Below are 21,931 nucleotides of genomic sequence, written 5' to 3' on the forward strand. Positions count from 1 at the left end.
AGCTCCTAGGTTCTGCGGTGTTCTGCGCCGAGGTGGGCGACGGCTTCCGCGAGGGCGCGGATGCCGAGGGCGACGTCGCCGAGCGATACTGCCTCGTCTGGGTGGTGGCTGACGCCGTCGGGGTTGCGCATGAAGAGCATCCCCACGTCGGTGATGGCGCCGATGGCCATGCCGTCGTGTCCGGCTGGGCTGAACAGGGTCGTCGGGTCTTCGGGCCGGCCCGAGCCGAGGATACTCCCGTCCGCGGCGGTGCCCGGCACGAGGGTGGAGCGGATGCCTTCGCCGACGACGTCCTGCAGCAGCGGCGCGCAGAACAGGGCTGGGGCGTTGTGTACTTCGCGGGTGTGCCAGCGCAGGCGCCTGCGGCCCATGATGTCGTCGAGCTCGCGGGAGATCTGGTCCCACACGCGGTCGCGTTCGCCGTCGAATTCTCCGCGCAGGTCGAGGCTGAACCTCGCCTCGCCCGGAACGATGTTCATCGCGCCGGGGAACGCCTCGAACTGGCCGACCGTGCCGATGATGTGGTGCTGGGTGGAGCAGATGCGCTCGACGGCGAGGGCCGCCTCGCTCGCGCCGAGGAGCGCGTCGCGGCGCATGTCGTACGGGGTGCCGCCGGCGTGCCTGGCCTCGCCCTCGACGACGAGCTGGAAGCGACGGGCGGAGGCGATGGAGGAGACGACGGCGAGCGGTTCGCCGCGGGCGTGCAGCTCGGGCCCCTGCTCGATGTGCGCTTCGAGGTAGCCGACGAGCTCGCTCGGCCTGCGGGCGGCTTCCGAGACCCGGCCGGGGTCGAGGCCGAACTCGAGGGCGGCTTCGCGCAAGGTGGTGCCGTCTGGGTCCTCGAGCTCCCACCAGGCGTCGTCCCACGTGCCGGCGACGGCGGAGGAGCCGAGGAGCGCCTTGCCGAAGCGGGCGCCTTCCTCGTCCGAGAACGCGGCGACCTCGAGCCCGAAGTCGAACGGGGAGCGGGCGGGGGCATCCACCCCACTCGTGTCGTCGTCGTGGCGCTGGAGCAGGCGCACGACCTCGATGGCCATGAGCACGCCGACGATGCCGTCGTAGCGGCCGGCGTCGACGACCGTGTCGAGGTGCGAGCCGAGCATGAGCGCGGGCGCCTCCGGGTCTGCGGCGGGGAGGAGGCCGAGCTGGTTGCCTGCCGCGTCCTGCCTGGTCTGCAGGCCGGCCTCGCGCATCCACTCGGCGGCGAGCCGGTTGACGCGCGCGTGCTCGGGGGAGAGGTGCACGCGGGTGATGGCGCCTGGGGTGGAGGTGATGCGGGCGAGCTCGTCGCAGCGCGCCATGACGCGGCGGGCGGCGAGCTCGAAGACGGCGGGTTCGAGGGCACCCAGTCGCGTGGCCGTCATTCGGCGGCTCCCAGGGGGCTGTCGGCTGCGCGGAAGACGTCGGCTGCGGCCTCGACTCCACCGCCGGTCGGCACGGATGCGCCGTATCGGCGGAGCACGGCCTCGAGCGCCGCGAGGGTCGTGAGCACGGTGTCCTTGCGGGCGTTGTAGCCCATCGTGCCGAGGCGCCACACCTTGCCGTGCAGCGGGCCGAAGGAGGTGCCGATCTCGATGCCGAAGTCGTCGAGCAGGTCCTGCCTTGCCGTATCGCCGGGGACGCCGTCCGGGATGACGACGGCGACGACGTTGTTCATCTTGTGCGCGATGTCGCCGAAGACCTCGAGCCCGAGCGCCTGGACGCCGGCGAGCATGGCGGCACCGGCGACACGGTGGCGTTCGATGACGGCGTCCCGGCCCTCGCGCAGCAGGACGGCCGCGCACTCCCGCGCCGCGTAGAGCATGGAGGTGGCTTCCGTGTGGTGGTTGAGGCGTCTCGGCCCCCAGTAGTCGAGGATCATGTCGAGGTCGAAGTAGTTGGAGCGGATGAAGTCGCTCGCGGACTCGTCGCCCGTCTCGCGGATGCCAGCCTCGACCCGGCTGCGGGAGCGGATGACCTCGACGGCGCGCTCGGAGAGGGTGATGGGTGCCGAGCCGCTCGGGCCGCCGAGGCACTTCTGCAGGCCGGCGGTCGCGGCGTCGAGGCCCCAGGCGTCGGCGAGGAACTCGTTGCCGCCGATGGACGCCGTCGCGTCGGCGTAGAAGAGCACGCCGTGCTTCGCGCAGATGGCGCCGACCTCGTCGAGGGGCTGGTTCATGGTGGTGGAGGTGTCGCCCTGGACGAGGGCGAGGAGGGTCGGCTTGACGCGGACGATGGCCTCCTCGATCTGCGAGACGGGGACGACCTGCCCCCACGGCACCTCGATGGTGTGCACCTCGGCGAGGGCGCGCTCCGCGATCTCGGCGAGGAGGTGGCCGAACCGACCGAAGACGGGGACGAGCACACGGTCGCCTGGCCGGATGAGGGAGACGAGCGCCGCCTCGATGCCGGAGCGGGAGGTGCCGTCGACGAGCACGGTCGCGGTGTTCTCGGTCGCCCACACCTGCCGGTACAGCTCCTGCGTCTCGTTCATGGCCTGCGTCATGAACGGGTCGTACTGGCCGACGAGGGTGCTCGACATGGCGCGGAGCACACTCGGGTACGCCGAGATGGGGCCGGGCCCCATGAGGAGGCGGGCTGGCGGTTCGATGGGGAGGATCGCGGTCATCTGCTTCATTCTCTCGGTGCTCACGCGCTCGTCGCGGCGCGGCTGGTGGCTCTCGGGGTGGGGGCTGCGGCGGATGCGAGCCTGCGGCCGAGTCGGACGAGCGCCAGGTCGGAGCCCGCTCGCGACACGAAGCAGACGCCGACGGGCGCGGCCTGCGCGCTGCTCGTGGTCGGCACGCTGAGGAGGGGCGCTGAGAGCGCGGGCAGCCCGGCGACGGCGGCCGGGGTGGTCATGCGCAGCGTCGCGGTGCGGATGGCGTCGATGCTCGATGCATCCGCGGCTCGGCTCGGCGCTGCCCCAGGGGCGGTGGGGAAGAGGAGCACGGCATCGCGGACGAGTCGCTCGAGGCGGGCGCTGAGGGGAGCGAGGGCGTCGCGGGCCGCCTGCTCCTGCGCCTCGGTGATCTGCGAGGCGGCGAGGAACCGGGCAGCGACGGCGGGGCCCGTGGCGCCGGGGTGCGCTTCCAGCCATGGGCGGTTGTTGCGCCAGGCCTCAGCGCCCTGCACGATCCGGAACGGCTCCTGGTAGCTCGCGAGCTCGCCGATCGAGACCCGCTCGACCGGCGCAGCCACGGCTCCGCGCTCCTCCAGCTCGCGCAGGAGCGCCTCGAAGGCGGACACGGTCTCTGGCGAGGCGGCCGCCAGCACCTCTGACGGCACGACGAGGCGGCCGGGGAGGTCCTCGCCGCGCTGCCCCGCCGCGCTCGCGGTGGACTCGGAGCTGTCGTAGGAGAGGCACCAGTCGGCGACCCGCTGCATGGTCTCGCCGTCGCGCGTGAGCCAGCCGACGGTGTCGAACGACTGCGCGAGCGGCAGGAGGCCCTGACGTGGCACGAGGTCGTGTGTCGTGCGCAGGCCCCACAGCCCCTGATAGGAGGCGGGGATGCGCACCGATCCGGCGGTGTCGGTCGCGAGGCCGATGTCGGCCTGGCCGTTGGCGACGGCGGATGCGGGCCCGCTCGAGGAGCCGCCGGGGAGGGCGCCGGGCACGGCGGCGTTCGGGGGAGTCCCGAAGTGGGCGTTGTCGCCGGCGATCGAGTACGCGAACTCGTCGGTGCGGGCGATGCCGCGCAGGGAGGCGCCGCCGCGCAGCAGGTCCCTGACAGCGGGCGCGGTCCTCGTCTCCGCCTTCGCGGAGTCGAGGTAGCTGGGGTTGCCTGCGCCGATGCGGTAGCCGCGAATCGCGAAGAGGTCCTTCACGGCGACGGTGAGCCCTTCGAGGGGGCCCTCCCACGCGCCTTGGAAGAGCGGGTCGCCGACGGTGCGCCAGATCGAGCGGTCGAAGGCGCGGGGCCTCGGGGTCACGTGCGCGGCCGTGATGCGCCAGCCCTGCGGCAGCTGCTGCCAGAGCTGCGTCTGCAGTCCGAGCCCGCCGGTGGCGAAGCGCGAGGTGGAGACGAGCAGCGCGACGCCGTCGGCCAGGGCCCGGTACTCGATGCGCTCGATGGTGCGCTTCGCGACGCCGCCGCGCTGGGCGCGGAACTCGCTGATCTGCTCGTGGCCGACCAGCAGGCCGCTGTCGTCGCCGCGAAGCGTCCCGTCTCCCGGCGCGAACCAGGCGTCGAGCTCGTCGAGGTCGTTGCTCTGCACGGCCCGCTCGTAGGCTTCGAAGGCGGTGAGCAGCGCGGCGGGTGGGGTTCCGTCCGCGAGCGTCGTCTCTGGGGCGTTCTGCTCGACTGAGGTCACGCGGGTGCTCCTGTTCCGTTCTGCGGTGCCGTGCCAGCCGCCACGTCGGCGAAGTCGGCCTCGCGGATGCGGGCGTGCACGCCGCAGACGACGTCGACGACCTGCGAGATGTCGAAGTCGGTGGCCGCCGACAGGTACGCGTAGGCGAGGTGCTCGTCCATGCCCCACCGAGCCTGCAGCAGGTCGACGGCGGCGCGCACGCACTTGCGCATGGCCGCGTTCAGGTCGGGGTCGAGGCCGGTGGGCACGAGGTACTCGGGCGTGCGCACGAGCGGGCCGGTGAGGTCGCCGAACTCGCGCCGCGCATCCGCCGCCGGGACGACGTCGAAGGTGAGGGTCGCGCGCAGCGAGGCCTCGAGCGCCGTGAGGGCGACCTCGCCGTCGCCCTGCGCGAAGTGCGGATCGCCGACGTAGGCGAGCGCGTCGGGGACCTGCACGGGCAGGTAGAGCACGCTGCCCTCGGTGAGCAGCTTGATGTCGATGTTGCCGCCGTGCGGGCCGGGCGGCACGGAGTGCGGGCGTGCGCCTGCGGCGGGAGCGACGCCCATGGTGCCGAGGAACGGGGCGAGGGGGAACACGACGCTCCGAACGCCGCCCTCGGTGAGCGGCATGGTGCCGACGAGCTCGCCGCCGCGTTCCTCGACCGCGGCGAACACGCTCACGGTCTCGCGGCTGCGCGGCAGCACGCCGGGCAGCGCGCCCTTGCCGTGCCGGTTGGAGATGACCCCGTATGGCACGCGAGGCTCGAGCTTCTCGACCGTGATGCGCAGCAGGTCGCCTGGCATGGCGCCCTCGACGGCGATGGGGCCGGTCACGACGTGCGGGCCGTCGTTCGCCGGGTCGCGGGGCGCGTGCTCGGCGATCTCGATGGCGTCGAGCAGCACGGCATCCGGATGCACGCCGTGCGCCGCGAAGAACGCGGCGGGGTGCTGTCCCTGGTCGGGCAGCAGGCCCTCGTGGCTGACGGTGTCGATGACGACGCTCGCCCCGGGCCGCACGGTCAGAACGGGGGTGTCGCGCGCGCTCGGGAGCCTGCCCCAGATCGAGGTCGATGCTCCCGATGGCAGGTAGTTCGCGCCCTCAGGCAGGCGTGTGCCCGGCTGCAGGATGGGGAGCGGGGCGAATGCCGGCGTGGCTGCGCCGACGCCGTAGCGGTTCGCCGCGGGAGCCGCGGGAGCTGCGGTGGGAATCGTGGTCATGCTGCCTGCTCCTCGTCGAGGTCCAGTCGTGCGGGGTTCGCCGCCGCGAGCACCTCGCGGCCCAGGCGGGACGTGAGCCCGGCTGCCCGCGTGTAGATCAGCTCGCCGTGCAGGTAGGTCGAGTCGACGAGCCCGTGCAGCCGCGCCCCGTGCCACGGACTGATCTTGGTGCGGTACTCGAGGGTATTCTCCTCCAGCGTGTGCTCGAGGTCTGGCTCGAAGACCGCGAAGTGGGCAGGGGCGCCGACCGTGATGAGGCCACGGTCCTCGAGGCGCACGAGCGCGGCCGGTCCCGTGGTGAAGAGGGGCAGGATCGCCTCGAGCGGGATGCCGCGCCGCCTGGCCTCGGTCCAGACCGCGGTGAGCCCGGTCTGCACCCCGGCGATGCCACCCCACGCGGTGCCGAGGTCGGGCCCCGCCTTGAGCTCGAGCGTCGCTGGGGAGTGGTCGCTGACGATCGCGTCGATCGTGCCGTCGAGCACGCCGGCCCAGAGCGCGTCCTGGTTCGCGGTGTCGCGGATGGGTGGGCAGCACTTGAAGCGCCCGTCGCCGTCCGGCACCTCCTCGGCCCGAAGGCTCAGGTAGTGCGGGCAGGTCTCGATCGTGATGCGCACGCCGTCGGCCTTCGCCGCGCGCACCAGGTCGAGGGCCTCTGCCGCCGACACGTGCACGATGTGCGCCCTGGCGCCGGCGCGCCTCGCCGCGGCGATGACGGCGCGGATCGCTTCGACCTCCGCGACCGGCGGCCTCGACGCGACGAAGTCGGAGAAGACGGGGCCGGATGCCTCGCTCAGGTGCGCTTCGAGCTCGGCGTGCGCGATCAGGAGCCCATCGACCTCGGCGAGCTCCTCGAGCGCCTGCTCGAGCTCGGGGAACGAGAGGTGATCGAACTCGTCGATGCCGCTCGGCGCGAGGAAGCACTTGACGCCGACCGCGCCCGCCGCGAGCAGCGGACGCAGGGAGCCGAGGTTCTGCGGGACGACGCCGCCCCAGTAGGCGAGGTCGACGGCCAGCTGGCCGGAGGTCGCCGCGCGCTTCGCGTCGAGCGCCTCGACGCTCGTCGTGACGGGCAGCGAGTTGAGCGGCATGTCGACGACCGTCGTGACCCCGCCGGCGGCGGCAGCAGCCGTGCCCGTCGCGAAGCTCTCCCAGTGCGTGCGGCCCGGCTCGTTGAGGTGCACGTGCGTGTCCACGAGCCCCGGCAGGAGCACCTGGGTGTCCGGCAGGACCACGTCGGCGTCGTCGTCGAACGGGGCGATGGCGGCGATGGTGCCATCGCTGACGGACACCGTCGCCGGCGAGAATCCGCCGCCGAGGAAGACGCGTCGCGCGGAGATCCTCATGCGATCGCCGCCGAAGGAACCCGCAGCTGCCCCTGCGGCGCGGCCTGCGCCCGGGAAGGTCGTGCGTACTCGTCCCGCTTGCTCGTGCCGACGCCCATGCGCGACATCGCCGCGACGAGCCCGACCGACGCGGCGACGCCGTCGACGACCGGCACGCCGACCCGCTCGGAGAGGCGAGCGCACAGGTCGGCCATGCCCGCGCATCCGAGCACGACCGCGTCGGCGCCGTCCTCCCGGACGACTCGCTCGCACCACGCGGCGATGTCCTCGAACGCCGCCGAGCCGGTCTCCTCGAGTGCGAGGACGGGGATGCCGGTGCCGTACGCCGCGACGCACGCCCGCTCGAACCCGTACCGCTGCACGAGGTCGTCGGCACGGCCGAGCGTGCGGGAGAGGGTCGTGACGATGCCGAACGTGCGCCCCGTGAGCGCCGCGACGTGCATGGCCGCCTCGGCGATGCCGATGACGGGCACGTCGACGAGCTCGCGTGCCGCGTCGAGCCCCGGGTCGCCGAAGCAGGCGATGACGTAGCCGTCGCTGCCGCCGTCCGCGAGATCGCGCTCGACGAGCTCGACGACGACGGAGGCCGCCCGCACCTCGTCGAAGTGGCTCTCGATGGCCTCCGGGCCCTCACCGGGGGCCGGGCACACGGCGACGATCTCGACGCCGGGGCCGGCCACGGCTCTGGCAGCTGCCGCGACCTTCTGCGTCATGGCGACGGAGGTGTTCGGGTTGACGAGTGTGATGCGCATGCTGGGTCAGTCCTCCTCGATCGATCCGTCGGAAATGCCGGCGGTCTCGCCCTCGAACGTCGGCATGAGCGGCTGGCGGCGCTCGAACAGGACGAACAGCGCGAATCCGAGTCCGCAGCCGATGAACCAGCTGAAGTCGGCGAGGTAGCTCAGGTCCAGGATGCCCGCCTCGGCGAGCGGCCGGGTCAGCACCGCGATCGCGACCGTCGGGGCGCCGGCGAGCACCATGGCCCACACCGCGTTCGGGTTGAACCCCTTGCGGTACCAGTAGGCGCCCGTCTCGCTCATCGTGAACATCTCGTCGACCTTGATGCGCTGCCTGCCGATCACGTAGTAGCCGGCGATGAGGATGCCGAAGAGCGGTCCGATGAGCGCACCGAGCACGCCGAGCGTGTTCTGGATCGCGGCGTCGTTGTTGTACCAGTTCCACGGGGTGAGCAGCACGGAGCCGACGGCGGCGATCATGCCGCCCATCCGCCAGCTGATCCTGTGCGGGGCGACGTTCGAGAAGTCGAACGCCGGCGCGATGAAGTTCGCCACGATGTTGATGCCGACCGTCGCCGTCACGAACGTGAGGCCGCCGAGGAGGATCGCGAAGTGCGTGTCGATGCGCTCGACCGTGTGGATCGGGTCCGTGATGAGCTCGCCGAAGACGGGCACGGTGGCGCTCGCGGTGAGCACCGTGAGGATGGAGAAGAACAGGAAGTTGAGCGGGAGCCCGAGGAAGTTGCCCCGCTTCACGGCCTTGTAGCTCTTCGCGTACCTCGAGAAGTCGCCGAAGTTGAGCATGGGGCCGGAGAAGTAGGAGACGACGATCGCGATGGCCGTGAACATGACCGGGATGGAGGCCCAGAAGTCGAGCGGCTCACCCGCGGAGAGGTTGAAGTCGATGTTCTCCCAGCCCGCCTGGCTGACGAGGTAGATGGCGAGCACGATCATGACGACGTACACCGCTGGCCCCGCCCAGTCGATGAAGCGGCGGATGGACTCCATCCCGCCCCAGAACAGCGCTGCCTGCGCGAACCAGAGGATCGCGTAGGAGATCCAGCCGAGCGCCGACAGGCCGAGGAACGAGTAGTCGGTGCGCAGCACCTCGCTGGCGGGGATGAACTTGAGGAACACGATGTTGAGCGACTCGGCGGCGAGGAACGTCTGCACGCCGTACCAGGCGATGGCGATGAGGCCGCGGATGATCGCCGGGATGTTGGCGCCCTTGACGCCGAAGATCGCGCGGTTCACGACGGGGTAGGGCACGCCCGTCTTCTGGCTCGACTTGGCGACGAGGTTCGTGAAGAACTGCACGATGAGGATGCCGACGATGAGGGCGACGAGCACCTGCCAGCTGGCGATGCCGAGCGCGAAGAGGCTGCCGGCCGTGACGTAGCCGCCGACGCTGTGCACGTCGGACATCCAGAAGGCGAAGATGTTGTAGGAGCCCCAGCGCTGCTTGCGCAGGGGAGCGAGGTCCTCGTTCGCGAGCCGCGGGTCGTAGCCGGGCTTCATGTTGCCGTCGCCGACGGGGTGGCCCGCCGCCTCGACGAGGTTGTCGGGCGCCGCGCCTTCGGTGCCCAGGCCGCGGGTGCTGCCGGATGCGCCAGTCTGTGCCAGTTGATCGGTCATGCGTTGAAGTTATGACTTCACGCTTCGCGGGAGGTTTCTGCAATGTAACGCTCGTGTAAAACCGAGGTCCCCTCGATGGCGTGCAGTCACCACTTCACGGTCTCGGTGGTGACCGCGGCGCTGCGTCGGTCTCCGGAGTCAGACTCCCGCTGCCGCCCCGAGTCCGCGGATGAGCGCGTCGAGCCCGCGCTCGAAGGCCTGCTCGCGCAGCCCCAGCGGTGTGTGGGCCGCGACGGAGGCCGCGAGCGTGGGTGCCGCATCCGCCTGATCGCCGAGCTCGAAGATATCGAGGGGCGCGTTGAGGTCGTACGCGGAGCCGTAGACGAACGACTCGATCGCCACGATCGCCGGCATGATGTTGGCGTCCGGCCAGCCGGCCCGTCGGAGGCCTGAGGCGACCCCCTCGTACATCGCGAGCGTGTCGGTCGCGCCGGCGACGGGCATCTTCGCGATCGCCTCCACGAGCGAGTCGTGCTCCTTCATGACGAGGCGGTAGCTGCGCGCCCAGCTCGCGAGGGCCGCGTCCCACGGCTCGGTCTCGAACGCCGAGGCGTCGACGGCGGCCATGAGGCGATCCTCGATCCAGCGCAGGATCTGCCGCTTCGAGTGCGCGTGGTTGTAGAGGGCCGCGGGGGTGACGCCGAGCGCCTTGGCGAGCTTCGCCATCGTCAGGGCGTCGTACCCCTCGTGGGTCGCGACGCGCATGGCGGCGTCGGTGATGCGCTTCTGCGTGAGGATGCGCGTGCGGGGTCGCCCAGCACGCCGCTGTCCGTCAGACTCCACATGCTCGCTGGTGCTCACTGGCCCTCCCGTCGTTCGACCCTAGCTCCTCGGAAATGCGGCTTGTCCGAGGGGCCCGTCTCGACTAACGTAAATTAATCCTGTTTATTTGGAAGGCGGCGCCAGGAAGCCGGCCGCCAACCACACTCACTTCGACGGCGAAGCCAGGGCGCTTGGAGCTGTCACAACGGAAAGAGCGGAAATGCAGACCATCGAACGCGACGTCGTCATCATCGGAGCGGGCCCCTCCGGCCTCACAGCGGCCCGCCGCCTCACCCAGGCAGGCAAGACCGTCGCCGTCCTCGAGGCGCGCGACCGCGTCGGCGGACGCACCTGGAGCAACATCATCGACGGCCAGTTCTTCGAGATCGGCGGCCAGTGGGTCTCGCCAGACCAGACGGCGCTCCTCGCCCTCCTCGAAGAGCTCGGCAAGGGCACCTTCTCGCGCTACCGCGAGGGCAAGTCGGTCTACATCAGCCCCAAGGGCGAGCGCACCGTCTACGAGGGCGACACGTTCCCCGTCAGCGAGCACACCGCCGCCGAGATGGACCGCATGATCGAGCTCCTCGACGGCCTCGCCGCCGAGATCGGCCCCGTCGAGCCGTGGGCGCACGCCAAGGCGCGCGAGCTCGACACCATCTCCTTCCACCACTGGCTGCGCCAGCAGTCCACCGACGAGGAGGCCTGCAACAACATCGGGCTGTTCGTCGCCGGCGGCATGCTCACCAAGCCGTCCTTCGCGTTCTCGGCGCTGCAGGCAGTGCTCATGGCCGCATCCGCCGGTTCGTTCTCGAACCTCGTCGACGAGAGCTTCATCCTCGACAAGCGCGTCATCGGCGGCATGCAGTCGGTCAGCCAGCAGATGGCGCAGGAGCTCGGCGACGACGTGTTCCTGAACAACCCAGTGCGCTTCCTCCACTGGGAGGACAACGGAGCGGGCAATGCGGCCTCCGTCACCGCGGTCGCCGACCACATCACCGTCAAGGCGCAGCACGCCATCATGGCCGTGCCGCCCAACCTCTACTCGCGCGTCTCCTTCGTCCCCGCCCTGCCGCGCCAGCAGATGATCGTGCACCAGCACATCTCCATGGGCCTCGTCATCAAGGTGCACGCCACCTACGCCACCCCGTTCTGGCGTGAAGAGGGCCTCAGCGGCACCGCGTTCGGCGCCGGCCACATCGTGCAGGAGGTCTACGACAACACCAACCACGAAGACGAGCGAGGCACCCTCGTCGGCTTCATCACCGATGAGGCGGCGGAGGCCATGTGGGCGCTGGGCGACGAGGAGCGCAAGGCCGCCGTCCTCGGCTCCGTCGCCGAGTTCCTCGGGCCGAAGGCCCTCGACCCCGAGGTCTTCTACCTTTCCGACTTCGGCGCAGAGGAGTGGACCCGCGGCGCGTACGCCACGAGCTACGACCTCGGCGGACTCCACCGCTGGGGCGCCATCCAGCACGACCCGGTCGGCCCGATCTTCTGGTCGAGCTCCGACCTCGCGGCAGAGGGCTACCAGCACGTTGACGGCGCGGTGCGGATGGGCGAAGCTACGGCGAAGCGCATCCTCCAGTCCTGAGCGCCCACGGCATCCCGAAATCGGACGACACCCCAAGAATTGGAGAGGCAGCATGGCGCAGCGTTTCGTAGTGGGCTACATCGCGAGCGATCGAGGGCATGACGCCCTCGCCCTCGCCTCCTTCCTCGCGAAGGGCACCGACACGGAGATCATCGTCGCGATGATCACGCCGGAGACGTCGCCGTACAGCGGCACGCATCCGCTGCCGCTCGACGATGCCGACAGCATCATCGGCAAGCAGATCGACACGTGGATGAGCGAAGCGCTCGCCCAGGTGCCGGAGGGCATCGCGGCGCGCGGCGTGGTCCGCAGCGCCACGGGCGAGGCCCAGGGGCTCATGGACATCGCCGCTGAATTCGGCGCTGCCGCGCTGGTCATCGGCGCCGCCACCACCGCACTGCTGCGGCAGTTCACCATCGGGACGGTCGCATCCACGCTGCTGCACGCCTCGCCGCTGCCCGTCGCGCTCGCTCCGGCTGGGTTCGCCGAAGAGGGGCCCGTCACCCGCATCACCACGCTGTTCGGCACCCGCTCGGGGGCCGCCGCGCTCATCGGCACCTCCGTCGAGAGCGCGCTGCAGCGCGACGTGCAGCTGCGCCTGCTCTCGCTCGTGCAGCTCGACCGGGTCCCGCCCAGCCAGGTGCAGGAGGTCGACGAGTTCGTGCGCGAGTTCGGCGGGGCAGTGCTCGCCGGCCGTGCGGAGGCCCTGCTGGAGTCGGGCAAGGCCACCGTCGAGACGGTCGAGGGCGAGAGCCTCGAGGCCGCACTCGAGCGGGCCGACTGGAAGCCGGGCGATGTCGCCTTCGTCGGCTCCAGCCGCCTCGCCCAGGGAGGGCGCATCTTCCTCGGCGCCCGCGCGCAGCGCCTGCTGCGCGTGCTGACCGTGCCGATCATCGTCGTGCCGCGCGCCGCGCAGCCTGCCGAGGCGCCCAAGTCCGCTCCCGAATCCCCAGCGACAGGAACAGGGCAATGACCAGGACAGAAGACAGCACGGAGCGGGGCGGACTCAGCTCCAAGGGGCTCTCCGCAGGCAAGGTCGGCGTCATCGGCGCGACCATCATCGGCATCTCGTGCATCGCCCCGGCGTACACGCTGACCTCGGGTCTCGGCCCGACCATCTCGCAGGTCGGCCTGCAGACGCCGGCGATCCTCTTCATCGGCTTCATCCCGATGGTGCTCGTCGTCTTCGGCTACCGCGAGCTGAACTCGGCCATGCCGGACTCCGGCACCACCTTCACGTGGGCGTCCCGCGCGTTCGGGCCCTGGATCGGCTGGATGGGCGGATGGGGGCTCATCGCCGCGACCGTCCTCGTGCTCTCGAATCTCGCGGCCGTTGCCGTGGACTTCCTGTTCATCCTGCTCGCGCAGGTGTTCCAGAATCCGGAGCTCGCCGACCTCACGACGGTGCTGTGGATCAACATCCCCGTCACGATCCTCTTCACGGCGCTCGCGGCGTGGATCTCGTACCGGGGAGTCGAGGCGACCGAGAAGATCCAGGTCGGGCTCGTCGCGTTCCAGCTCATCGCGCTGGCCTGGTTCATCGTCGCCGCCTTCATGCACCTGAGCAACAACACGGCCTTCGACCCGACCCCCATCGAGCTGTCCTGGTTCAACCCCTTCGAGCTGGGCGACATGGCCGTCGTCGCCGCCGGCGTCTCGCTGTCGATCTTCCTGTTCTGGGGCTGGGACACGGTCATCACGATGAACGAGGAGGCGAAGGACCCGAAGAAGACCCCGGGCCGCGCCGCCATGCTCACGATCATCGTCATCATGGTGATCTACCTGCTCACGACCCTCGCCGTGCTCGTCTTCGCGGGCATCGGCACCGAGGGCCTCGGAGCCGGCAACCCGGACAACCAGGAGAGCATCTTCGCGGCGCTCGCGGGGCCGGTCATGGGGCCGTTCGCGCTCCTGATGTCGATCGCCATCCTGTCGTCGTCGGCGGCCTCGCTGCAGTCGACGATGGTCTCCCCGTCGCGCACGATCCTCGCCATGGGGCACTACGGCGCCCTGCCGAAGCGCTTCGCGGACGTCAGCCCGCGCTTCAAGTCGCCGTCGGTCGCGACCCTGGCCTCGGCCATCGCCGCCGTCGTGTTCTACGTCGTCATGAGGCTGCTCTCCGAGAACGCGCTGTGGGACACGATCGCGGCCCTCGGCCTCATGATCTGCTTCTACTACGGCGTCACGGGGCTCGCCTGCGTCTGGTACTTCAGGCACAGCCTGTTCAGCTCGGCCAGGAACTTCTTCTTCCGGTTCCTGTTCCCGCTGCTCGGCGGCATCGTGCTGCTGTACTTCTTCTACGAGACGGCCGTCGCGTCGCTGTCGCCGTCGTTCGGATCAGGCTCGGCGGTCTTCGCGACGAGCTACGACGCGGACGGCATCGCCCAGGACGGCATCGGTCTCGTGTTCGTGCTCGGCATCGGAGTGCTGCTGCTCGGCGTGGTCATCATGGTCGTGCAGTACTTCCGCAGCCCCGGGTTCTTCCGCGGCGAGACGATCCAGATCGGCAACGACCGCGACACGCAGTCGATCGAGGTGCTGAAGGACTAGCTGCCCGCCGCATCCGACCCCGCCCTGCCGCACCCCGCCCCGCCGCATCCGCCGCAGATGGGGCACTTTCACCCCGTATCGAGCGCTGATACGGGGTGAAAGTGCCCCATCTGCGGCGGACGCGGCGGTGGGGGCGTTGCAGAGCGCGCCGGGCGGGTCAGGTGCGGCAGCACGCTGTATTTCCGGGCCGTTTCGGCCCATTGACGGTTCTCCGGGGATGGGCCATCATCACCAAATGACAACATCGGAAACCGCAGCGGCGGCGAAGCTCAACGAGGAGCTGCATGGTGGGGGACTGAGCGCGAAGGGCCTCTCCGCCGGCAAGGTCGGGGTGCTCGGGGCGGCCGTCATCGGCGTCTCCTGCATCGCGCCCGCCTACGCCGTCACGTCCGGCCTCGGCCCCACCATCGCGCAGGTCGGCGTCTACACGCCCGCCATCATGCTGGTCGGGTTCATCCCGATGCTGCTCGTCGTGTTCGGCTACCGGGAGCTCAACACGGCGATGCCGGACTCCGGCACCTCGTTCACGTGGGCGACCCGCGCGTTCGGCCCGTGGATCGGGTGGATGGGCGGATGGGGGCTCATCGCCGCGACCGTCCTCGTGCTCTCGAACCTCGCTGCCGTGGCCGTCGACTTCTTCTTCATCATGCTGGCGCAGATCTTCCAGAACCCAGAGCTCGCGGACCTGACGCGCGTGCTGTGGATCAACATCCCGATGACCGTCATCTTCACGGCCCTCGCCGCGTGGATCTCCTACCGCGGCGTCGAGTCGACGAAGAAGGTGCAGTACGTCCTCGTCGTGGTGCAGCTCATCGCCATCGTCTGGTTCATCATCGCGGCGTTCGTGCATGTCGGGAACGGCACCGCGTTCGACGCGACCCCCATCGAGCTGTCGTGGTTCAACCCGTTCGAGGTGGGCTCGCTCGCTGCGATCTCCGCCGGCGTCTCGCTGTCGATCTTCCTGTTCTGGGGCTGGGACACGGTCATCACGATGAACGAGGAGGCGAAGGACCCGGAGAAGACCCCGGGCCGTGCCTCCATGCTCACGATCTTCGTCATGGTCGCGATCTACGTGCTGATGACGCTCGCGGTCCTCGCCTACGCGGGCATCGGCGAGGAGGGCCTCGGCGCCGGCAACCCGGACAACCAGGAGAGCATCCTCGCCTCCCTCGCGGAGCCGATCATGGGCCCGTTCGCGCTGCTCATGACGGTCGCCGTCATGTTCAGCTCTGCGGCCTCGCTGCAGTCGACGATGGTGTCGCCCTCTCGCACGCTCCTCGCCATGGGCCATTACGGGGCGCTGCCCAAGTCGTATGCCAGCGTGAGTCCCCGCTTCAAGTCGCCGTCGGTGGCGACCATCGCCTCGGCGGCGGCCGCGATCGTCTTCTACATCGTGCTGCGGCTGCTCTCCGAGAACGCCCTCTGGGACACCATCGCGGCGCTCGGCCTCATGGTGTGCTTCTACTACGGCGTCACGGGGCTCGCGTGCGTCTGGTACTTCCGCCGCTCGCTGTTCTCCTCGACGCGGAACCTGTTCTTCCGGTTCCTCTTCCCGCTGCTCGGCGGGCTCGCGCTGCTCTACTTCTTCTTCGAGACCGCCAGGGCGTCGCTGTCGCCGTCGTTCGGCTCGGGCTCCGCGGTCTTCGCGACGAGCTACGACGTCGACGGCATCGCGCAGGACGGCATCGGTCTCGTGTTCGTGCTCGGGGTCGGCGTGCTCCTGCTCGGCGTCGTGCTCATGGTGGTGCAGTACGTCCGCAGCCCGGGGTTCTTCCGCGGCGAGACGATCAAGACGGGCGCGGATGGCGACGCGGAGCCTGCGCCTGCGCTGCAGTGAGGCGACTCGGCGCGGGCTCGGCCGCGCCGCTGTAGGCTGGCACGGTGAAGATCGCGCGCTTCGAATACCAGGGTCAGCTCACTTTCGGCATCCTCGACGAGGAGGAGAAGGTCTACGTCAAGCTGGCGGGTGACCCCCTCTACCTCGGCTACGAGACGCTCGACGAACGCATCCCGATCGACCAGGTGCAGCTGCAGTCGCCCGTGCTGCCGCGCTCGAAGGTGATCGGCTTCGGACGCAACTACGCGGAGCACGCGAACGAGCTCGGCAACGAGGCCGCCGAGGTGCCCATGATGTTCCTCAAGCCGAACACCTCGGTCATCGGCCCCCGCCACCCGATCGTGCTGCCGCCCCAGTCGGAGCGCGTCGACCACGAGGCGGAGCTCGCCGTCGTCATCGGCCAGGTCGCCCGCAACGTGCCGGCCGCCGACGCGGCTCAGGTCATCTTCGGCTACACGATCGCGAACGACGTCACGGCCCGTGACCTGCAGAAGAGCGACGGCCAGTGGGCTCGCGCGAAGGGCTTTGACTCGTTCTGCCCGCTCGGCCCGATCATCGAGACCGACTTCGACCCCTCGAAGGGCCGCATCACCGCTGAGGTCAACGGCGAGCTGCGCCAGGAGGGCGATCTCTCGCAGATGATCACGTCGGTCGCGAAGCTCGTCGAGTACGCGTCGAGCGTGTTCACGCTGCTGCCGGGCGACATCATCCTCACGGGCACGCCCGCGGGCGTCGGTCCGCTCGCGAAGGGCGACACGGTCACCTGCACGATCGAGGGCATCGGCTCCCTCTCCAACCCCGTCACCGCGCGCTAGCCGCTCGGCCAAGCACAACCAACGCTGCCAGTCAGCTACGCCCTCTCGGAAGCCGAGAGGGCGTAGCTGACTGGCAGCGTTCTGCGTGGGGGTGAGTCCCCGTCGCTAGCTCTTCGCGACCGCGGTCGCCGTGGCGAGCTGCTCGACGAGCATCGGGAGGAAGAACGGGATGGAGAGCGCGGTCGGCGAGATGGCCGCGCCGTTCTCCTCGCCCACGAGCGCTGCGACGGCGCCCTTGGAGACGGCGGGGATGAGCTTCGTGCGGTCCGAGGTCAGGAACGTCTGCAGCTGCTCCTCGGTCTCGGTCTGGGTGAAGACGACGTCCGCGTCGATCTTGTCGAGGTTCTCGCTGGAGACGGTGGTCGAGAACGTCGACTCCCCGGTTGCGAGTTCCGCGACGGATGGTGCGCTCGTGAAGCCGAGGTCGGTGAGCAGCTCGACGCGCGGGTCGTTCTCGAGGAGGAGGTAGAAGGTGTCCACATCCTCGGACGCGTAGGCGATCGTCGTGCCTTCGAACTCGGGATGCTCGGCGGCCTGGTCGGCAACCTGCTGGTCGAGGTCGGCGAGGATCTCGTTGGCGTCCGCCTCGAGGCCGAGGGCCTTGCCGGTGTCGGTGATGACGTCACGCCACGGCGTCGACCAGATCGCTTCCTCGGGGGCGACGACGGGCACGCCGGCCGCGGTGACGGCGTCGTACTCCTCCTGCGTGAGCCCGGAGTAGGACGCGATGAACACGTCGGGGTCGGTGGCGAGCAGCGCCTCCACGGAGAGCTCGTAGGTGGCGTTGTCGAGGATGACGGGGGCTTCGCCGCCGAGCTCCTCGATCTTGTCGGAGACCCACGGCGCGATGCGGTCCTCGCCTCCGCCGTAGTCCATCGATGCCATGGCGACGGGGACGATGTCGAGCGCGAGGACCGCGTCGGTGACGCCCCATCCCCACGTCGCGACGCGGGTCGGCGCCTCTTCGATCGTGGTGGTGCCGTACATGTGCTCGAAGGTGACGGGGAAGCTCGCGGCGTCGCCCGGTGCGGCGGCCGCGTCGCTCGTGTCGGTGGCGGCGGGGGCGCAGGCGCTGAGCGCGAGCGCCGTGACCGCCACCGCGGCGGCGGCGATCGGTCGGAGGGTGCGGTTCATGGGGTGGTTCCTTTCGTGCGGATGCGTGAAGAGCTGGGGTGGGGAGGGTGCTACTCGGGCTCGCTGCCCGTGTGAGCGCCTCCCGGGACGGGGACGATGAGGGGTGTTCGGGTGAGGGGGTCCGGCATGACAAGCGCGTCGAGGGCGAAGGCGTCGGCGACGACCTCCTTCGTGAGCACCTCGGTGGGGGAGCCGTTGGCGACGATGCGACCCTCGCGCATGACGATGAGCTCGTCGGCGTAGCGGGCCGCGAGGTTCAGCTCGTGCAGGACGACGACGATGGTGGTGCCTTCGCGCCGGTTGAGGCTCACGAGCAGGTCGAGGACCTCGAGCTGGTGGCTGAGGTCGAGGAATGTCGTGGGCTCGTCGAGGAGGAGCACCTTGGGGTTCTGCGCCAGGGACATGGCGATCCAGACGCGCTGCCGCTGCCCGCCGGACAGGTCGCCGACCGGTCGATCGGCCAGCTCCGCGACGCCGGTGCGGCGCATGGCCTCGTCGACGTGCTTCGTGTCGGCGGTTCCCCAGCGGTCGAAGAGTCCGCGGTGCGGGTGCCGGCCTCTCGAGACGAGCTCGGCGACCGTGAGTCCGTCGGGGGCGGTCGGATGCTGGGGGAGCATCCCGACGGTCCGCGCGAACCGGCGCCTGGGGATGCTGGCGGCGTCGACATCGTCGAGCTGCACGCTGCCGGCGAGGGGCGAGGTGAGGCGCGCGAGCACGCCGAGGAGGGTGGATTTACCGCAGGCGTTGGCGCCGATGATCATCGTGATGCGGCCCGGGGTGATGTCGAGGTCGAGTCCTTCGATGACGGTGCGGCCGGGGTAGCCGGCCGAGAGTCCGCGCGCGGAGAGGCGCGGCCCCGCTGGCGTTGCGGCGGTGGGGTCGACCCAGGCTGCGGGTGCTTGGTGGTCGCCGGTCACAGCTGGCGTCCTTTCGTCGAGGCGAGGAGCCAGAGCAGGAACACGGCGCCGACGGCCCCCGTGACGACTCCGACGGGCAGTGAGGTGTCCGGGATCGCGAACTGCGCGACGAGGTCGGCGCCCGTGAGGAGGGCGGCGCCCGTGATCGCGCTTGTCCCGACTCCGATGGAGCCGTGGCCGAGCAGGGACCTGGCGATGGCCGGCGCGCAGAGCGCGATGAACGAGATGGGCCCCGCGAAGGCGCACGTGACGGCGGTGAGCAGCACGGCGGAGATGACGGCGATCATCCGCACCCGGCCGGTGGTGACGCCGAGCCCGGCGGCCGTGGATGCGCCGAGCTGGGTGATCGGCAGCCAGCGCGCGGAGATGAGCACGGCGGGGAGGAGTGCGACGGCGACGACGGCGACGACGAGGAGGTGCCACCACGCGGTGGACGCGAGGGAGCCCGTGACCCAGAGCAGCGCGGCCTGAGCGAGCTCGACCTGGCTGCGGACCATGAGGTAGTTCATGATGGCGACGGTGAGGAACGAGATTCCGATGCCGGCGAGGATGAGCCGGAAGCCGGCCTCGCCTCGCCTGCCTGCCGCGAGGAGCAGGATGGCGGCGACCGCGAGCCCCCCGGCGAAGGCGGCGACCGCGAGGATCGGCCCGGTGACGCCGAAGATGAGGAGCAGGAACACGGCTGCGACGCTGCTGCCGCCGCTGATGCCGAGGAGGTCGGGGCTCGCGAGCGGGTTCCGGAGCACGCCCTGCAGGAGGGCGCCGGCGACGCCGAGGCAGGCGCCGACCAGGACGCCCATGAGCACGCGCGGGAGCCGCACCTGGAAGAGCACGTAGGACTCGAGGCGGTCGCCGCCCCCGAGCAGGGTGCGCGCGAGCTGCTCGAGGGTGAGCGGGTAGTCGCCGGTCGTGACGCCGAGGAGGACGACGGCGATCAGGGCCACGGTGACGCCGCCGACGACGAACCCGCGGCGCCGTCCGACGCGGGCTCGCACCGCCTCGAGCGGCGACTCGGAGCCGCGGAGGGGCGCTGCCGTGTTCTTCGGGAGGACATCGCGGGCGGTCACAGGGCCACCTGCTTGCGGCGGAGGACCAGCGCGATGAGCACCGGGGCGCCGACGAAGGCGACCACGACACCGGCCTGGACCTCGCCGGGCGGCGCGATGACGCGGCCGACGATGTCGGCGATGAGCAGCACCGCGCCGCCGAGGGGCGCGCCGATGAGGAGGAGCCGCCGGTAGTCGTCGCCGACCATCGCGCGCAGAGCGTGCGGCACGAGGAGCCCGATGAAGACGATGGGCCCGGCGATCGAGGTGGCCCCGCCGCAGAGCAGCACGGTCGCGAGGATGCCGAGCGCGCGCGTGCGCGTCACGTTCTGGCCGAGGCCTGCCGCGGTGTCGGCGCCGAGGGCGATGAGGTCGAGGCCGCGCGCGCTCGCGATGGCGATGATGCCGCCGATGAGCAGGGGGATCGCCACGACGGCGACCGTGTCGAGGCCGCGCGAGGTGAGGCCTCCGACCTGCCAGTAGCGGAAGACGTCGAGCGCCACGATGGAGGTGGTGAGGATGAGGGTCGTCACGGCGGTGAGGCCGGCGGTGACGGCGGCGCCCGTGAGCGCGAGCTTCGCCGGATTGTCGCCGTCCGGGCCGCGCGTGCCGATGACGGCGACGACGACTGCGGCGACGGCAGCCCCAGCGAAGGCGAACCACACGAACCCGGTGGGTGCGGAGATGCTGAAGAACGTGATGGCGACCAGCACGGCGACGGAGGCTCCCGCGTTGATGCCGAGGAGCCCCGGGTCGGCGAGCGGGTTGCGCGTGATCCCCTGCATGAGGGTGCCGGCGACGGCGAGCGCCGCACCGGCCAGGACGCCGATGAGGGTGCGGGGGATGCGCTGGTCCCTGACCACGGTGTGGTCGGCCAGGTCCGGGTTCGGCGCGAGCAGGGCATCCACGACCACGGATGGCGCGACGGTGCGGGCCCCCACGAGGAGGCTCACGATCACGGCGACCAGGAGCAGGGCGACCGCCCCGACGGCGACGAGGCGGACGCGGCGCGCGCGTGCGCCCGCGATCATTCCTGGTGCTCGGACTGGCCGAGTCGCCAGTACCCCATGAAGGCGACGCGCTTGCGGTCGACGCCGTTGGTGGTCACCAGGTGGCGGCGGAGGGTCTTGATGGTGGCGGCCTCGCCGGCCATCCACGCGTAGAACTCGCCTTCGCCGTCCGCTGGGCTGTCCCAGAGGAGGTCGACGTCGACGTCGATGTCGGCGATCTGCTGCGGGCGGGGGGCCGCGGCCTGTGCGAGCGCCTCGGGGGAGTCGAGGCACCACTGCTGCAGGGCTTGCGTCAGCCGGGCGCCGTGGGCGGCGCCGTCGCGGGGCAGCCAGGTGATGCGGAAGCTGGCGGGCACGTCGATGGGGATGATGTCGGCGCTCGTGGGCACCTCGAGGAGCGCATCCACCTCGCACCGGCTGCTGAGCGATTCGAGGATCGAGCCGATCGCGGGCACCGCTGTCTCGTCACCCGCGAGCAGGAGGCGCTTGGCGGTGCCGGGATGCCAGTCGGCGCCGAGGTGCGAGTGCTCGCTGCGCTGGTCGGGGCCGACGATGACGAGGTCGTCGCCCGGCTTCGCGTTCTCGGCCCAGGCACCAGCCGGACCCGCGCCGTGGTGCACGACGAAGTCGACGTCGATCTCGCGAGCTTCCGGGTCGACGCGGCGCACCGTGTAGGTGCGCAGGGGGCTGCGGCGTTCCGTGGGGGTCGCCCGCCAGCGCTCGTACCAGAGGCCGGCGTCGAGCACCTCTGCGTCGCGCTGCCCGAAGTCGCTGGTCGTGCCGTCCGCCATGGGGAGGATGAGCTTGATGCGCTGGTCGAGTCCGGTCGTGCCGAAGTACTCGAAGTCGTCGCACGTGAAGGTCACCCGGGTGAATGCGGGAGCAAGGCGCTGCACTGCTCTGACCTCGGCGCAGTACGGCCGGTAGGCGGGGCGGGTCTGAACGGCAGTGGAAGCACTCACCGAGCAAAGATAAGCCTTGCCTTACCCCTGAGTCCAGTTCTGGAGACGATCTTCGGCTCCCACTTGCGTGCTGCTTTCGGTTTTCATACGATGTGTGCAGTGA

At 70.5% G+C, this 21,931-nt stretch carries 18 protein-coding genes; 5 read left to right on the top strand and 13 right to left on the bottom strand.

The features are described from left to right. Positions 1–5: 5 nt before the first annotated feature. The 8 genes from C5E07_RS02720 to C5E07_RS02755 all read right to left on the bottom strand — a co-directional run bounded on the left by C5E07_RS02720 (position 6) and on the right by C5E07_RS02755 (position 10,008). Entirely contained in the window at positions 6–1,364 is a 1,359-nt protein-coding gene (locus C5E07_RS02720; protein WP_104298346.1) for a Zn-dependent hydrolase, read from the bottom strand. Further along, positions 1,361–2,608 carry an alanine--glyoxylate aminotransferase family protein gene (locus C5E07_RS02725; protein WP_181057750.1) on the bottom strand — a complete coding sequence of 416 codons (1,248 nt, stop codon included), beginning with the start codon at positions 2,606–2,608 and terminating at the stop codon, positions 1,361–1,363. The genes C5E07_RS02720 and C5E07_RS02725 overlap by 4 nt, the downstream gene beginning before the upstream one ends. A gap of 20 nt (positions 2,609–2,628) precedes the next feature. Then, positions 2,629–4,293 carry an AtzH-like domain-containing protein gene (locus tag C5E07_RS02730; protein WP_181057752.1) on the bottom strand — a complete coding sequence of 555 codons (1,665 nt, stop codon included), beginning with the start codon at positions 4,291–4,293 and terminating at the stop codon, positions 2,629–2,631. Then, the gene (locus C5E07_RS02735; RefSeq protein WP_104298347.1) at positions 4,290–5,492 is read right to left on the bottom strand and encodes an acetamidase/formamidase family protein; all 1,203 of its coding nucleotides are present in this window, start codon (positions 5,490–5,492) and stop codon (positions 4,290–4,292) included. Before C5E07_RS02735 ends, C5E07_RS02730 begins: the two co-directional genes overlap by 4 nt. Then, positions 5,489–6,835, bottom strand: a complete 1,347-nt coding sequence (gene allB / locus C5E07_RS02740; RefSeq protein ID WP_104298348.1) for an allantoinase AllB — start codon at positions 6,833–6,835, stop codon at positions 5,489–5,491. The genes C5E07_RS02735 and allB overlap by 4 nt, the downstream gene beginning before the upstream one ends. Beyond that, positions 6,832–7,587, bottom strand: coding sequence for an aspartate/glutamate racemase family protein (locus C5E07_RS02745; RefSeq protein WP_104298349.1), 756 nt, complete (start codon positions 7,585–7,587; stop codon positions 6,832–6,834). Before C5E07_RS02745 ends, allB begins: the two co-directional genes overlap by 4 nt. A gap of 6 nt (positions 7,588–7,593) precedes the next feature. Further along, the gene (locus C5E07_RS02750) at positions 7,594–9,207 is read right to left on the bottom strand and encodes an NCS1 family nucleobase:cation symporter-1 (RefSeq protein WP_104298350.1); all 1,614 of its coding nucleotides are present in this window, start codon (positions 9,205–9,207) and stop codon (positions 7,594–7,596) included. 138 nt (positions 9,208–9,345) lie between these two features. After that, positions 9,346–10,008, bottom strand: a complete 663-nt coding sequence (locus C5E07_RS02755; RefSeq protein ID WP_258063027.1) for a TetR/AcrR family transcriptional regulator — start codon at positions 10,006–10,008, stop codon at positions 9,346–9,348. A 181-nt stretch (positions 10,009–10,189) separates the two neighbouring features. On the opposite strand from C5E07_RS02755, the gene C5E07_RS02760 reads away from it, so the two are divergent. The 5 genes from C5E07_RS02760 to C5E07_RS02780 all read left to right on the top strand — a co-directional run bounded on the left by C5E07_RS02760 (position 10,190) and on the right by C5E07_RS02780 (position 16,759). Beyond that, positions 10,190–11,557, top strand: coding sequence for an NAD(P)/FAD-dependent oxidoreductase (locus C5E07_RS02760; RefSeq protein WP_104240454.1), 1,368 nt, complete (start codon positions 10,190–10,192; stop codon positions 11,555–11,557). Positions 11,558–11,609: 52 nt separating this feature from the next. Further along, positions 11,610–12,530 (top strand): universal stress protein, encoded by a 921-nt coding sequence (locus tag C5E07_RS02765; RefSeq protein WP_104298351.1) that lies wholly within the window; start codon positions 11,610–11,612, stop codon positions 12,528–12,530. Beyond that, entirely contained in the window at positions 12,527–14,107 is a 1,581-nt protein-coding gene (locus C5E07_RS02770) for an APC family permease (RefSeq protein WP_104298352.1), read from the top strand. Before C5E07_RS02765 ends, C5E07_RS02770 begins: the two co-directional genes overlap by 4 nt. Positions 14,108–14,342: 235 nt before the next feature. After that, the gene (locus tag C5E07_RS02775) at positions 14,343–15,944 is read left to right on the top strand and encodes an APC family permease (protein WP_181057754.1); all 1,602 of its coding nucleotides are present in this window, start codon (positions 14,343–14,345) and stop codon (positions 15,942–15,944) included. Between the two features lie 44 nt (positions 15,945–15,988). After that, positions 15,989–16,759, top strand: coding sequence for a fumarylacetoacetate hydrolase family protein (locus C5E07_RS02780; RefSeq protein WP_104240461.1), 771 nt, complete (start codon positions 15,989–15,991; stop codon positions 16,757–16,759). A 105-nt stretch (positions 16,760–16,864) separates the two neighbouring features. Here the strand turns inward: C5E07_RS02780 and C5E07_RS02785 are convergent, their stop codons facing one another. Genes C5E07_RS02785 through C5E07_RS02805 form a run of 5 tightly spaced genes read right to left on the bottom strand, consistent with a single transcriptional unit; the run spans position 16,865 to position 21,828 of the window. Beyond that, a complete protein-coding gene (locus C5E07_RS02785) occupies positions 16,865–17,893 on the bottom strand; it encodes an ABC transporter substrate-binding protein (RefSeq protein ID WP_104240462.1) in 1,029 nt (342 codons plus the stop codon). A 50-nt stretch (positions 17,894–17,943) separates the two neighbouring features. Next, on the bottom strand, positions 17,944–18,810 hold the full coding sequence (locus C5E07_RS02790; RefSeq protein ID WP_104298354.1) for an ABC transporter ATP-binding protein: 867 nt from the start codon (positions 18,808–18,810) through the stop codon (positions 17,944–17,946). Beyond that, a complete protein-coding gene (locus C5E07_RS02795; protein ID WP_258063755.1) occupies positions 18,807–19,877 on the bottom strand; it encodes an iron chelate uptake ABC transporter family permease subunit in 1,071 nt (356 codons plus the stop codon). The genes C5E07_RS02790 and C5E07_RS02795 overlap by 4 nt, the downstream gene beginning before the upstream one ends. After that, positions 19,874–20,887 (bottom strand): iron ABC transporter permease, encoded by a 1,014-nt coding sequence (locus tag C5E07_RS02800; protein ID WP_104298355.1) that lies wholly within the window; start codon positions 20,885–20,887, stop codon positions 19,874–19,876. Before C5E07_RS02800 ends, C5E07_RS02795 begins: the two co-directional genes overlap by 4 nt. After that, entirely contained in the window at positions 20,884–21,828 is a 945-nt protein-coding gene (locus C5E07_RS02805) for a siderophore-interacting protein (RefSeq protein ID WP_104298356.1), read from the bottom strand. The genes C5E07_RS02800 and C5E07_RS02805 overlap by 4 nt, the downstream gene beginning before the upstream one ends. Positions 21,829–21,931: the final 103 nt, after the last annotated feature.

Origin of the sequence: Pseudoclavibacter sp. RFBJ3 (genome assembly GCF_002931375.1) — a bacterium.
In the GTDB taxonomy this organism is placed as follows: domain Bacteria; phylum Actinomycetota; class Actinomycetes; order Actinomycetales; family Microbacteriaceae; genus Pseudoclavibacter.